The following is a 12406-nucleotide window of genomic DNA, read 5'->3' as shown; positions in this document are numbered from 1 at the left end:
CCGCCGCCCACCCCTCCTGTCGTACCGGCACCCCGACGACTACGGTACGGTTCCGGCCAACCACACAGCGCCATGCACCCGGTGCACCGGGAACACCGGCGGCCCCGCGTGCCTTGAACCAGGGGAGACCCGTCCCGCGCGGGCCGTCGCCGCATGGCGCGAACCGTGAGGGTGCGGGCCCACCGACGTGTCGGGGATGTGACAGCCGCCTGAAACGGTTTGCCGAACATGCGTAGGGTGCAGAGAACTCTTCGGAGGTGCGCCCGGCGAGGGGCACCCGGCAGGGGACACGACGAGTGAAGGAGGGAGCCGAGCGATGGGCGACCACAAAGAGCAGCAGCCCGCGCGGGTGGGCGCGGCCGTCCGGCGCCGCCGCCGCGCGCTCGAGCTCACCCTCGCCGTCGTGGCCGAGCGCACCGGCCTCTCGGTGCCCTTCCTCAGCCAGGTCGAGAACGACAAGGCCCGCCCCAGCCACACCTCCCTGGAGAAGCTGGCCGACGCCCTGCGCACGACCGCCGTGGAACTGCTCGCCGCCGCCGACCCGGCGGCCAGCGTGGACGTCGTGCGGGCCGAGACCGCCACCGAGGCGGACTTCGCCCCCCGCACCCGCTCCCTGGTCCGCGGCCACCACCAGCTGCACGCCTCCGAGTACACCGGCGACCACGACGCCGGACGCGAGTTCCAGCACCGCAACGACGAGCTGATGTACGTCGCCGACGGTGCCGTCGAGATCGAGGCCGAGGGCCGCGCCTACCGCCTCGGCCGCGGCGACACCCTCTACCTGACCGGCGGGGTCCGCCACCGCTGGCGGGCCACCGTCCCGGACACCCGGATCATCGTGGTGGCGGTCGCCGAGCACATCGAGGCGGTCCAGGACCGGACCCGCTAGTGCGGGTCGTCTCCCTCGTCCCGTCGCTCACCGAGGCGGTGGCCGCGACCCTGCCGGGGGCACTGGCCGGCGCCACCGACTGGTGCACACACCCGCCCGGCCTCGACGTGACCCGGGTGGGCGGCACCAAGAACCCCGACGTCGAGCGGATCCGCGCCCTCGCCCCCGACCTGGTGATCGCCAACGAGGAGGAGAACCGCGCCCCCGACCTGGACGCCCTGCGCGCGGCGGGCCTGACCGTCCTGGTCACCGAGGTGCGGTCGGTGCCGCGGGCCTTCCGGGAGCTGGAGCGGGTGCTCACCGCCTGCGGCGCGCCCGCCCGCCCCCGCTGGCTGGACGAGGCGGAGGCCGCCTGGGGCGCGCTGCCCGTGCCCGCGAGCCGCAGGACCGCGGTCGTCCCCGTCTGGCGCCGCCCCTGGATGGTCCTCGGCCGCGACACCTTCGCGGGCGACGTCCTGGCCCGGCTCGGCGTGCACCACGTGTACACGGGCCATCCCGACCGCTATCCCCGCGTGCCCCTCGACGAGCTGACGGCGGCCGCCCCCGACCTGGTCGTGCTGCCCGACGAGCCCTACCGCTTCACCGCCGACGACGGCCCCGAAGCCTTCCCCGGCCTGCCCTGCGCCCTGGTCAGCGGGCGCCATCTGACGTGGTACGGCCCGTCGCTGGCCGAGGCGCCGCGGGTGCTGGCCGAGGCCTTGCGAGCAGGTCGCCGCTGAGCAGGCCCCGCACGGTCCCGGTGCCGGCCGCCAGCCAGGCGGCGACCAGCAGCGCGTACAGACCGACGGCGAGCCCGTCGTACACGGCGAGACCCGTGTGCCGGGCGAGCGCGGCGGCGCCGGTGACACAGGTGCCCACCGGGAAGGTGAACGCCCACCAGGTCATCGAGAAGCCCATGCCCCGGCGCCGGGCCCGGACCACGTGTGCGGCGGCGAGCGCCAGCCACAGCAGCGCGAACCCCATGACCGGCACCCCGTACAGCACGGCGAAGACACCGAGACCGTGGTCGTACGGCGCCGGTACGACCCCGTCGGCCCGGTCGGCGATCAGCGCGACCGCGGTGGTGGACTGCCCGAGCGGACCGAGCACCAGGAACAGCGCCGGGGTCAGCGCGAGCGGCAGCGGGCCGGAGCCGATCACCCGGGCGAAGACCAGCGGCAGCATCAGCAGCGTCGCCAGCAGGCTGAGCCCGAACAGCGCGAAGCACGCGAGCAGCAGCGTCTCGCGGGACTGCCCCGGCGGCAGGTACGGCACCAGCAGCGGGCCGACCGCGGCCGAGACCATCGGCGCGACCAGCGGCAGCAGCCAGGCCGGGGTGGCCTCGGCGGCCCGCACCCGGTGGTGCACCGCCATCAGGTACGGCACCGCCACGGCGGCCGCCAGCCCGATCAGCGTGCCGGCCGGGAAGAACACCCCGTCCAGGGCGACGGCCGCGCGGACGCCGATCCAGTCCCGGCCGACGGTGACGGCACCGCCGCCCACCGCCAGCAGCGCCATGGACAGACAGCCGTAGAACGGCGCCATCGCCGGGTCGAGGAGGTCGGCGCGCGCCTGGTCGCGGTGGTGGGTCCAGTGCAGGGCGCGCCCGGCCAGCAGGACCACCAGCAGCACCAGCGCCAGCGCCCAGACGGCCGTGCCGGCCTCGCGCAGCCCGCCGACCCGGACCGGCAGCGCGGCCCCGGCGGTGCCGACGACGGAGGTGCCCATGACGGCGGCGTACCAGTGGGGGCCCAGGTGCCGCACACGGGCGGACCAGGGGAGGGGCAGGGACGGTGCTGCTGCGATGACCATGACGCCACCGTCCCGCGGCCGTGCCGCGCTGACCAGGGAGTACCCGTCTATGAGGGCATAAGCTGGTCTTATGAGTGACGAGTACGCGACCGTGGACGGCGGCCCCGCCGGCTCGCTGGCCCACCGGGTGCCGGACCTCGGCGCGCTGGAACTGCTGCTGGCCGTGGCGCGGCTCGGCAGCCTCGGGGCGGCGGCGCGGGAAGTCGGCATCACCCAGCCGGCCGCGAGCAGCCGCATCCGCTCGATGGAGCGGCAGCTCGGCGTCGCCCTGGTGGACCGCTCGCCGCGTGGCTCCCGGCTCACCGACGCGGGCGCCCTGGTGACGGACTGGGCCCGCCGGGTGGTGGAGGCGGCGGCGGCCTTCGACGCAGGCGCGCGGGCCCTGCGCGACCGGCGGGACTCACGGCTGCGGGTCGCGGCCAGCATGACCATCGCGGAGTACCTGCTCCCCGGCTGGCTCCTCGCCCTGCACGCCGAGCGGCCCGACACCGCGGTGTCCCTGCTCGCGGGCAACTCGGCGAAGGTCGCCGAACTCCTGCTCGCCGACGAGGCGGACCTGGGCTTCGTGGAGGGCGTGACCGTCCCGGCCGGCCTGGACTCCGCGGTGATCGCCCGCGACCGCCTGATCGTGGTCACCGCACCCGGCCACCCCTGGGCCCGCCGCCGGCGGCCGCTGACCCCCGAGGAGCTGGCGGCCACCCCGCTCATCCTGCGCGAGCGCGGTTCCGGCACCCGTCAGGTCCTGCACACCGCCCTGGGCGGCCTGGCCCGCCCGCTGATCGAACTGTCCTCGACCACGGCGGTGAAGGCCTCCGCGGTCAGCGGCGCCGGCCCCTCGGTCCTGAGCGAGCTGGCGGTCGGCGAGGAACTGGCGATGCGCCGCCTGGTGAGCATCCCGGTCGAGGGCGTCTCCCTCCGCCGCGACCTGCGAGCAGTCTGGCCCACAGGCCACCGCCCCACAGGCCCGGCCAGAGAACTCCTCACTCTGACCCGAGCCTGACCCTCACGGGGGAGTGGCAGGGGGCGACGCGGCGAAGCCGACCCCTCCAGGGTCGCGGTGAACTGTGCGAAAAACCACAACGCACCGCACCGGACCCAGCACCGCGATCTCAACGGCGCCAGACCCGCTCAGCCCGCCGCAGCGACCAACGCCCGCACCACCCGAAGATCCTCCCCCATCTCCGGATGCCACTGCACCCCCAGCACCCACCCCTCCGCCGCGGGCAGCTCGACCGCCTCCACCGTCCCGTCGGCCGCGTACGCGGACGGCACCAGCCGTTCACCGAGCCGCTCCACCGCCTGATGGTGGTACGTCGGCACCATCAACTCCTCCGGCACGATCCCGGCGTACGACGTGCCCGGCACCGGCTTCACCGGATGCCCGCCGAACACACCGACCAACTCGGCGTGCCCGTCGAGATGCTGCACCAGCGTCCCCCCGAGCGCCACGTTCAGCAGCTGCATGCCGCGGCAGATCCCGAGCAGCGGCACACGCGCGGCCAGGGCGGCGTCGATCAGCGCCAGCTCCCAGGCGTCCCGCTCAGGGGCGGGCGGCCCCGTGCGCGGCAAGCGCTCGGCGCCGTACCGCCCGGGGTCGACGTCGGGTCCGCCGGCGATCACGAGCCCGTCGAGCCGGGCCACCGCGGCCGCAGCGTGCTCCGGCACGTCCGGCGGCAGCATCGCCGCGAGCGCCCCGGCCCGCTGCACCAGCCGGGGATACGCGGCCGGCAGCAGCGCCGCCTCCAGCTCCCACACGCCCCAGCGCGCGCCGGTCTCCAGATAGGTGCTCACACCGATCAGCGGTCGTCCGCTCACGCTGCCCTCCCAGGAATCCAAGAACAATCCAATGGTCCGACGACACACCTCTGGCCACCCCTGCCGTCCATCCGCCCGGCCGGGCCGCTCACGCGAGGAACCCCCGCAGCAGCGCCGCGGTCCCCGCGCAGTGCTCCCGCATGGTCTCCCGCGCGCCGTCCGCGTCCCCCGCGAGCACCGCCTCCACCAGGGCGGTGTGCTGGCGCTGCGAGTGCTCCAGGTTGCGCACCAGCAGCGGGATGCAGTCCAGCAGGTCGTTGACGGTCGCCCGGACCGCCGCGTACTGGGCGGCGAGCGACGGCGAGCCGCACAGCTCGGCCAGCGTCAGGTGCAGCAGCGTGTCCAGCCGCCGGTAGTCCGCGAGCGGCGCCTCGCGGGTGCGCTCCAGGGCCGCCCGCAGCCGCGCGCCCCGCTCCGCCGTCAGCCCGTGCGCCGCGCACAGCCCGGCCGCCCCGACCTCCAGCACCTCACGGAAGCGCAGCACGTCCTCGATGTCGACCTCGGCGATCCGGCGCCGCAGCTCGTCCTCGCCGCCCGCGTCCACGCGGGGCAGCACGAACGTTCCGCCGTACCGTCCGCGTCTCGCCTCCACCAGGCCCTGGTCCTGCAGCACCTTCAGCACCTCGCGCAGCGTCACCCGGCTGATCCCGAGCCGCTCGGCCAGCTCCCGCTCGGCCGGCAGCCGTTCACCGCCCGGCACCAGACCGAGGCGCACCACCTGGAGGATCTGCTCCAGGGCCTCCTCGAAGCCGTTGCCCGCCCGCACCGGCCGTAGCACCGGGGCGAGCCGCTCGACGGCACCCGGCGCCCGCGCCCCCTGCGCATCCGTCTCCCGCGGCATCCGGCCGTGCCCCCTTCCCAGGCAATGGTTCGTGGCCATACCTTATGGCTCCCGGCCCCGCCGCAACACGCGAAGAAGCCGAAGGAGGCTCTGCCGTGGCAGACCGCACACCCCCGTTGAGCGTCGAGGAGCTGCGGGCCCTCGTCGCCGGCGGTGAGATCGACACCGTCGTCCTGGCCTTCCCCGACATGCAGGGACGGCTCCAGGGCAAGCGGTTCGCCGCCCGGTTCTTCCTCGACGAGGTGCTCGGGCACGGCACCGAGGGCTGCAACTACCTTCTCGCCGTCGACACCGAGATGAACACCGTCGACGGCTACGCGATGTCCTCCTGGGACCGCGGCTACGGCGACTTCGCCATGCACCCGGACGTCTCCACCCTGCGCCGCGTCCCCTGGCACCCCGGCACCGCCCTGCTCGTCGCCGACCTCGCCTGGCACGACGGCTCCCCGGTCGTCGCCGCCCCGCGCCAGATCCTGCGCCGCCAGCTCGACCGCCTCGCCGAGCTCGGCTACACCGCGCAGGTGGGCACGGAGCTGGAGTTCATCGTCTTCAAGGACAGCTACGAACAGGCGTGGGACGCCGGCTACCGGGACCTGACCCCGGTCAACCGGTACAACATCGACTACTCCGTCCTCGGCACCGGCCGCATCGAGCCCCTGCTGCGCCGCCTGCGCAACGACATGGCCGGCGCCGGACTCACCGTCGAGTCGGCCAAGGGCGAGTGCAACCCCGGCCAGCACGAGATCGCCTTCCGCTACGACGAGGCCCTCGTCACCTGCGACCAGCACGCCCTCTACAAGACCGGCGCCAAGGAGATCGCCGCGCAGGAGGGCGTCTCCCTGACCTTCATGGCCAAGTTCAACGAGCGCGAGGGCAACTCCTGCCACATCCACCTCTCGCTCACCGACGCGGACGGCGCCAACGCCATGGCCGGCGACGGGGACGGCGGCATGTCCGACGTCATGCGTCACTTCCTCGCCGGGCAACTGGCCGCCCTGCGTGACTTCTCGCTCCTGTACGCCCCCAACATCAACTCCTACAAGCGGTTCCAGCCGGGCTCCTTCGCCCCCACCGCCGTCGCCTGGGGCCCCGACAACCGCACCTGCGCCCTGCGCGTCGTCGGCCACGGCCGCTCACTGCGCTTCGAGAACCGCCTCCCCGGCGGCGACGTCAACCCCTACCTCGCCGTCGCCGGACTCGTCGCCGCCGGCCTGTACGGCATCGAGCGGAAACTCGAACTGCCCGAGCCCTGCACCGGCAACGCCTACGCCGCCGACCTGGCCCACGTCCCGACCACCCTGCGTGAGGCCGCCGAACTCTGGGAGACCAGCCCGATCGCCAAGGCGGCCTTCGGCGAGGAGGTCGTCGCGCACTACCGCAACATGGCGCGCGTCGAAGTGGAGGCCTTCGACGCCGCGGTCACCGACTGGGAGCTGCGCCGCTCCTTCGAACGTCTGTGAAAGGCCGCCCCGTGTCCGAACCATCCGCAGCGCCCGACCCGTCCGACCCGCACGAGCTGACGGTCCTCGACCCCGCCACCGAGAAGGTCGTCGCCACCGTCCCCGCGGCCGACGCGGCCGACGTGGACGCCGCCGTCGCACGCGCCGCGCGCGCCCAGCCCGCCTGGGCCGCCCTCGGGCCCGCCGACCGCGCCCGCCTGCTGCGCCGCTACGCCGACGTCGTCGACGCCCACCTCGACGAACTGGCGGGCCTCGAGGTGCGCGAGGCCGGCCACACGATCGGCAACGCGCGCTGGGAGGCCGGCAACGCCCGCGACCTGCTGCTGTACGCGGCCGGCGGTGCCGAACGCCTCCTCGGCCGGCAGATCCCGGTCCCCGGCGGCTGGGACGTCACCTTCCACGAACCCCTCGGCGTCGTCGGCGTGATCGCCCCCTGGAACTTCCCCATGCCCATCGCCGCCTGGGGCTCCTTCCCGGCCCTCGCCGCGGGCAACGCCGTCGTCCTCAAGCCCGCCGAGACCACCCCGCTCACCGCGCTGCGGCTGGCCGAACTCGCCCTGGAGGCGGGCCTGCCCGAGCACCTCTTCCAGGTGCTGCCGGGCCACGGCCGTACCGCGGGCCGCGCCCTGACCGACCACCCGGGCGTCGCCAAGATCGTGTTCACCGGCTCCACCCGCACCGGCCGCGAGATCATGGAGCGCTGCGCCCGCCTGGTCAAGCCGGTCACCCTGGAACTCGGCGGCAAGAGCCCCAATGTCGTCTTCGCCGACGCCGACCTCGGGGCCGCTCTCGACCCCTTCTCCTTCCTGGACAACGCCGGCCAGGACTGCTGCGCCCGCACCCGCGTCCTGGTCCAGGAGACGGTGTACGAGGAGGCCCGCGACATCCTCGCCGAGGCGCTCGCCGCCGTGGTCGTGGGCGACCCGGCCGACGCCAGGACGCAGATGGGCCCGCTGATCTCCCGTCAGCAGCTCGACCGGGTACGGTCCTACGTCCCCGAGGACGCGCCCGCCCTGCGCGGCAGCGCCCCCGACGGCCCCGGCTTCTGGTTCCCGCCCACCGTCCTGACGGGGGAGCGGCACGACGGCCGGGCGGCCCTCGAGGAGATCTTCGGTCCCGTCGCCGTGCTGCTCCCGTTCACCGACGAGGCGGACGCGGTCCGTCTCGCCAACGACACCCCCTACGGCCTGTCCGGCTCCGTCTGGACCCGGGACGTCGGCCGCGCCCTGCGCGTCTCCCAGGCCGTCCGCGCCGGCAACCTGTCCGTCAACTCCCACTCCAGCGTCCGCTACTGGACCCCGTTCGGCGGCTTCAAGCAGTCCGGCCTCGGCCGCGAGCTGGGCCCCGACGCCCTGACCGCCTTCACCGGAACCAAGAACGTCTTCATCAGCACGGAGGGCCCCGCACAGTGACCGACTCCCACGTCTGCCGCCGTCTGACCGGCCGTACCGCCGTCGTCACCGGAGCCGGCAGCGGCATCGGCCTCGCCACCGCACGCCGCCTGGCCGCCGAGGGCGCCCACGTGGTCTGCGCCGACGTCGACACCACCGCCGGGAAGGCCGCCGCCGACGCGGTCGGCGGACTCTTCGTCCAGGTCGACGTCACCGACCCGGAACAGGTCGAGGCACTGTTCCGGACGGCGTACGACACCTACGGCAGCGTCGACATCGCCTTCAACAACGCCGGCATCTCGCCGCCCGACGACGACTCCATCCTGGAGACCGGCCTGGAGGCGTGGAAGCGCGTCCAGGAGGTCAACCTCACCTCCGTCTACCTGTGCTGCAAGGCCGCCATCCCCTACATGCGCCGCCAGGGCAAGGGCTCCATCATCAACACGGCGTCCTTCGTCGCCCGGATGGGCGCGGCCACCTCCCAGATCTCCTACACCGCCTCCAAGGGCGGGGTCCTCGCCATGTCCCGCGAACTGGGCGTGCAGTTCGCCCGCGAGGGCATCCGGGTCAACGCCCTGTGCCCCGGACCGGTCAACACCCCGCTGCTGCGCGAGCTGTTCGCCAAGGACCCGGAGCGGGCCGCCCGCCGGCTCGTGCACATCCCGGTCGGCCGGTTCGCCGAGGCGGACGAGATCGCCGCCGCCGTGGCCTTCCTGGCCAGCGACGACTCCTCCTTCGTCAACGCCACCGACTTCCTGGTCGACGGCGGCATCTCGGGCGCGTACGTCACCCCCCTGTAGGGACGAAGGTGTACGGTCCCCGTCATATGCGACAGCATCTCGCGTGGATCCTGGCAGCGGCCGCCGTCCTGGCGGCCGCGCCCACCGCACCGGCGGCCACCCCCGACTGCCCCCGGCTCGGCGGCCGGTGGCACGGCGACCACCGCGCCCGTCTCCAGCGGGTCGTCGACGCCCGCGGCACCTGCTCGGGGCACACGGGCGCGGTCGCCGTCTTCGACTGGGACAACACGGTCACCAAGAACGACGTCACGGACGCCACCCTCTCCTGGGCCCTGCGCCACGACCGGCTGCCGCGGCCCGCGCGCTGGAAGGACACCAGCGCCTGGCTGACCGATGCCGCCGACCGGGCCCTCACGGCGGCCTGCGGCACCGGCGCGGGCGCACCCCTGCGCACCTCCACCGCACCCCGCTGCACCGACGAGATCATGAGCGTCCGCGAGAACGGCACCACCACGAGCGGCGCACCCGCCTTCGCCGGGTCCTGGAACCACCGGCGCACCGTCCCGCAGTACGCCTGGGTCCCGCGGCTCTTCGCCGGCCGCACCCCCGCCGAACTCGCCTCCTACGCCACCGCAGCCCGCCGCGAGGCCCTCGCCGCGCCCGTCGGCGCCACCCGCACCCTCGGCACCCGGACCGTCCCCGCCTACGTCCGCTACTACGACCAGCAGCGCGACCTGATCCGCACCCTCCACCGGGCCGGATTCCGGGTCTACGTCGTCTCGGCGGGCGCCGAACCCGTCACCGAGGTCTGGTCCCGTGCCGTCGGCGTCGACGCCGCGCACACCATCGCCATCCGCCCGGTCCTCGACGCCCGGGGCCGCATCACCACCCGCACCGAGGGCTGCGGCGGCGCCCCGGCGTCCCGCGGCGAAGTCATCCCCTACATCGACGGCAAACGGTGCTGGATCAACCAGGAGGTGTACGGCCTCCGGGGAGCCGCGGCCTGGCTGCGGCAGCCCCTGCCGAACCGGCCGGCGATCGCGGCCGGGGACGCCGACACGGACGTCACCTTCGTCGCCGACGCCACCGGTGCCCACCTCGTGCTGAACCGCAACAAGCCGGAGCTGATGTGCCGGGCGTACGACGACGCCGACGGCCGCTGGCTGATCGAGCCGATGTTCATCGCCCCGCTGCCGCGCAGGACGCGGCCGTACCCGTGCGCGACCACCGCCCGCACCGCACCCGACGGCACCGCCGGGCCGCTGCTGCGCCCCGACGGCTCGGTGGTGCCGGACCAGACGGACACCGTGTACTGAGCCCGGCGGTCCGGGCGTGGGCTCCGGCCCGGGCCCAGGGCTCAGGACTCAGAGGAAGGTCAGGCCCTCGCCCCGGTAGGTGGGCACGGTCGCCGTCACCGCGTCCCCCTCGATCAGGTGCAGCGTGTCGAACCGCTCGCACAGCTCGCCCGCCTTGGCGTGCCGGAACCACACCTTGTCGCCGATCAGCAGGTCGTCGGCGGGGGAGCCGAGCAACGGCGTCTGCACCTCACCGGGGCCTTCCTGCGGGTCGTATTTCAGCCCCTCGGGCAGATAGGGCACCGGCAGCCGGTCGGGTCCCGCCGCGCCGGACGCCGGGTAGCCGCCGCCCAGCACGGTCACCACCCCCACGCCCGGCCGCCGTACGACCGGCTGGGCGAACAGGGCCGCCGGACGGCCGGTGAAGGACGTGTAGTTGTCGAAGAGCCGAGGCACGTACAGCCCCGAACCGGCCGCTATCTCCGTGACCGCGTCCTCGGCGGCGGTGTGCTGCACACTGCCCGTGCCGCCGCCGTTGACGAACTCCAGGTCCGGCGCCACCGCACGGACCGCCCGCACCACGGCGGCCCGCCGCTCGGCCAGCTCGCGCCGGGCGGCGGCCTGCATCAGCCGGACGGCCCGCGACCGCAGCGGCCGACCGGCCACCGCGTCGCCGACCCCCGCGACATGCCCCTCGTACGCCATGATCCCCACCAGCCGGAACCCCGGCCGCCGGGCCACGGCCCGGGCCAGCTCGGCGAGTTGGGCGGGGGAGTGCAGCGGCGAGCGGCGCGCCCCGACCCGCACCCGGCCGCCCAGCAGCTTCAGCGAGGTGTCCAGCTCCAGGCAGACCCGCACCTCCTCGCGCCCGCCGTCGCGGGCCGCGTCGATCAGGTCGAGGTGCGCGACGTCGTCGACCATCACGGTGACGGCGGCGGCGAGCTTGGGGTCGGCGGCCAGCTCCGCGAAACCGGACCGGTCGGCGGACGGGTAGGCCAGCAGGACGTCCTCGAACCCGGAGCGCGCGAGCCAGAGCGACTCGGCGAGGGTGAACGACATGATGCCCTGGATCCCGTCCCTGGACAGGACGCGTTCCAGCAGGGCCCGGCAGCGGACCGACTTGCTGGCGACCCGGACGGGCTTGCCCGCGGCGCGGCGGACGAGATCGTCCGCGTTGGCGTCGAAGGCGTCCAGATCCACGATCGCGAGAGGGGCGTCGAGATGGGCGGTGGCCCGGTCGTAACGGGCCCGGTCGGCGGCGCGCGCAGTCATGACGGAAGCCTGCCAGACAGGATTACCGCAGGGTAGGGGGACGTTCCGGGCAGATGCCCCCGGCGTGCGGACTGGTGCTCGTTCCGTCTCGGACAACCCGTAGAGTGACGCGCACGTACGGCGGAACGCCTCCGGCCGCATCACCTGAACCGGGATGCCGGTCCAGCCGTACGGGTATGCGTGCCCGGACGGACTCTTCACCCCGGGCGCGGCCGCTGCAGGAACGGCCCGCGTACGAGGAAACGGCCCGGGCACGAGGAAACGGGGGGTGCATTGAGCACGGAAGCGCGCCGCGCCCCGGTACCCGGCCGCCCCGGCGCCGGACCGGACGCGCCCGCACCGGGCACCCCGGCGCACGCCCCGGCCGAACCGCCGGAGCACACGCCGCCCGCGGCCATCGACTTCGACGACGAGCCCTCCGTCTTCGCCCCCCGCACCCCACCCACCCGGGGCTCCTCCGGAGCGGGGCCCGGTGAACGGGTGCCCGGGATGGGTTCCTCCGGCCCTGGAACCAGTGGACGGGGGCCCGTGACTCGCGGGGCCGGACCGGGGAGCGGTGCGTCCGGCTCCCGCTTCGCGGGCTCCAGGCCGTCCGCCGTACCCGAGGCGGCCGATCCCGTGAGCCCGCCGCCGCCCCCCGCCTCGGCACGCTTCCCCGACGCCCCGCCGACCGCGCCCCGCGACACCGCCGTCGGTACACCTCCACGCCCGGCCCACCGCCCCGGACCCGAGCAGGCGCGCGGCGAGGCCGGGACGGTGATGCCCCCGCGTCCCGGACACCTTCCTGGTGACCGGTCGGACCGCGGCGAGGCGTTGTCGGTGGTGCCGCCGAACCCGGTTCATCGTCCTTTCTCTCAGCCGGGCCGTGATCAGACCGCGTCGGTGGTGCCGCCGAGCCCGGCTCACCGTTCA

11 protein-coding genes are annotated in these 12406 nt (G+C 74.6%); 7 read left to right on the top strand and 4 right to left on the bottom strand.

Translation table 11 applies throughout. The features are described 5' to 3' along the window. Window positions 1–316: 316 nt before the first annotated feature. The gene (locus PV343_RS29595) at window positions 317–889 is read left to right on the top strand and encodes a helix-turn-helix domain-containing protein (RefSeq protein ID WP_319150082.1); all 573 of its coding nucleotides are present in this window, start codon (window positions 317–319) and stop codon (window positions 887–889) included. Further along, window positions 889–1608, top strand: a complete 720-nt coding sequence (locus tag PV343_RS29590; protein WP_319150081.1) for a helical backbone metal receptor — start codon at window positions 889–891, stop codon at window positions 1606–1608. Before PV343_RS29595 ends, PV343_RS29590 begins: the two co-directional genes overlap by 1 nt. Here the strand turns inward: PV343_RS29590 and PV343_RS29585 are convergent. Continuing rightward, the gene (locus PV343_RS29585) at window positions 1520–2680 is read right to left on the bottom strand and encodes a TDT family transporter (RefSeq protein WP_319150079.1); all 1161 of its coding nucleotides are present in this window, start codon (window positions 2678–2680) and stop codon (window positions 1520–1522) included. The two genes, PV343_RS29590 and PV343_RS29585, sit on opposite strands and share 89 nt — an antisense overlap. 70 nt (window positions 2681–2750) lie before the next feature. Between PV343_RS29585 and PV343_RS29580 the strand changes: the two genes are divergently transcribed. Further along, a complete protein-coding gene (locus PV343_RS29580) occupies window positions 2751–3680 on the top strand; it encodes a LysR family transcriptional regulator (RefSeq protein WP_319150078.1) in 930 nt (309 codons plus the stop codon). Window positions 3681–3808: 128 nt separating this feature from the next. On the opposite strand, the gene PV343_RS29575 is transcribed toward PV343_RS29580, so the two are convergent. After that, window positions 3809–4495, bottom strand: a complete 687-nt coding sequence (locus PV343_RS29575) for a gamma-glutamyl-gamma-aminobutyrate hydrolase family protein (protein WP_319150077.1) — start codon at window positions 4493–4495, stop codon at window positions 3809–3811. 88 nt (window positions 4496–4583) lie between these two features. Beyond that, window positions 4584–5336, bottom strand: coding sequence for a FadR/GntR family transcriptional regulator (locus PV343_RS29570; RefSeq protein ID WP_319150075.1), 753 nt, complete (start codon window positions 5334–5336; stop codon window positions 4584–4586). 95 nt (window positions 5337–5431) lie between these two features. Between PV343_RS29570 and PV343_RS29565 the strand changes: the two genes are divergently transcribed. The 4 genes from PV343_RS29565 to PV343_RS29550 are packed head-to-tail and all read left to right on the top strand — an operon-like array spanning window position 5432 to window position 10243. Further along, window positions 5432–6796: a glutamine synthetase family protein gene (locus PV343_RS29565; protein ID WP_319150074.1), complete on the top strand. Its 1365-nt coding sequence runs from the start codon at window positions 5432–5434 to the stop codon at window positions 6794–6796. A gap of 11 nt (window positions 6797–6807) precedes the next feature. After that, window positions 6808–8208, top strand: coding sequence for an aldehyde dehydrogenase family protein (locus PV343_RS29560; RefSeq protein ID WP_319150073.1), 1401 nt, complete (start codon window positions 6808–6810; stop codon window positions 8206–8208). Then, window positions 8205–8987, top strand: coding sequence for a 3-oxoacyl-ACP reductase (locus tag PV343_RS29555; RefSeq protein WP_319150072.1), 783 nt, complete (start codon window positions 8205–8207; stop codon window positions 8985–8987). Before PV343_RS29560 ends, PV343_RS29555 begins: the two co-directional genes overlap by 4 nt. A gap of 26 nt (window positions 8988–9013) precedes the next feature. After that, window positions 9014–10243 (top strand): haloacid dehalogenase-like hydrolase, encoded by a 1230-nt coding sequence (locus PV343_RS29550; RefSeq protein WP_319150070.1) that lies wholly within the window; start codon window positions 9014–9016, stop codon window positions 10241–10243. A gap of 48 nt (window positions 10244–10291) precedes the next feature. Here PV343_RS29550 and PV343_RS29545 read toward each other — a convergent pair whose 3' ends face one another. Further along, a complete protein-coding gene (locus PV343_RS29545) occupies window positions 10292–11494 on the bottom strand; it encodes an amino acid deaminase/aldolase (protein WP_319150068.1) in 1203 nt (400 codons plus the stop codon). Window positions 11495–12406 lie beyond the last annotated feature (912 nt).

The organism is Streptomyces sp. WI03-4A, from assembly GCF_033792105.1.
GTDB classification, from domain to species: domain Bacteria; phylum Actinomycetota; class Actinomycetes; order Streptomycetales; family Streptomycetaceae; genus Streptomyces; species Streptomyces collinus_A.
The sequence above is the reverse complement of the archived record's forward strand: the minus strand, read 5'-3'. Positions and strand labels throughout refer to the sequence as shown.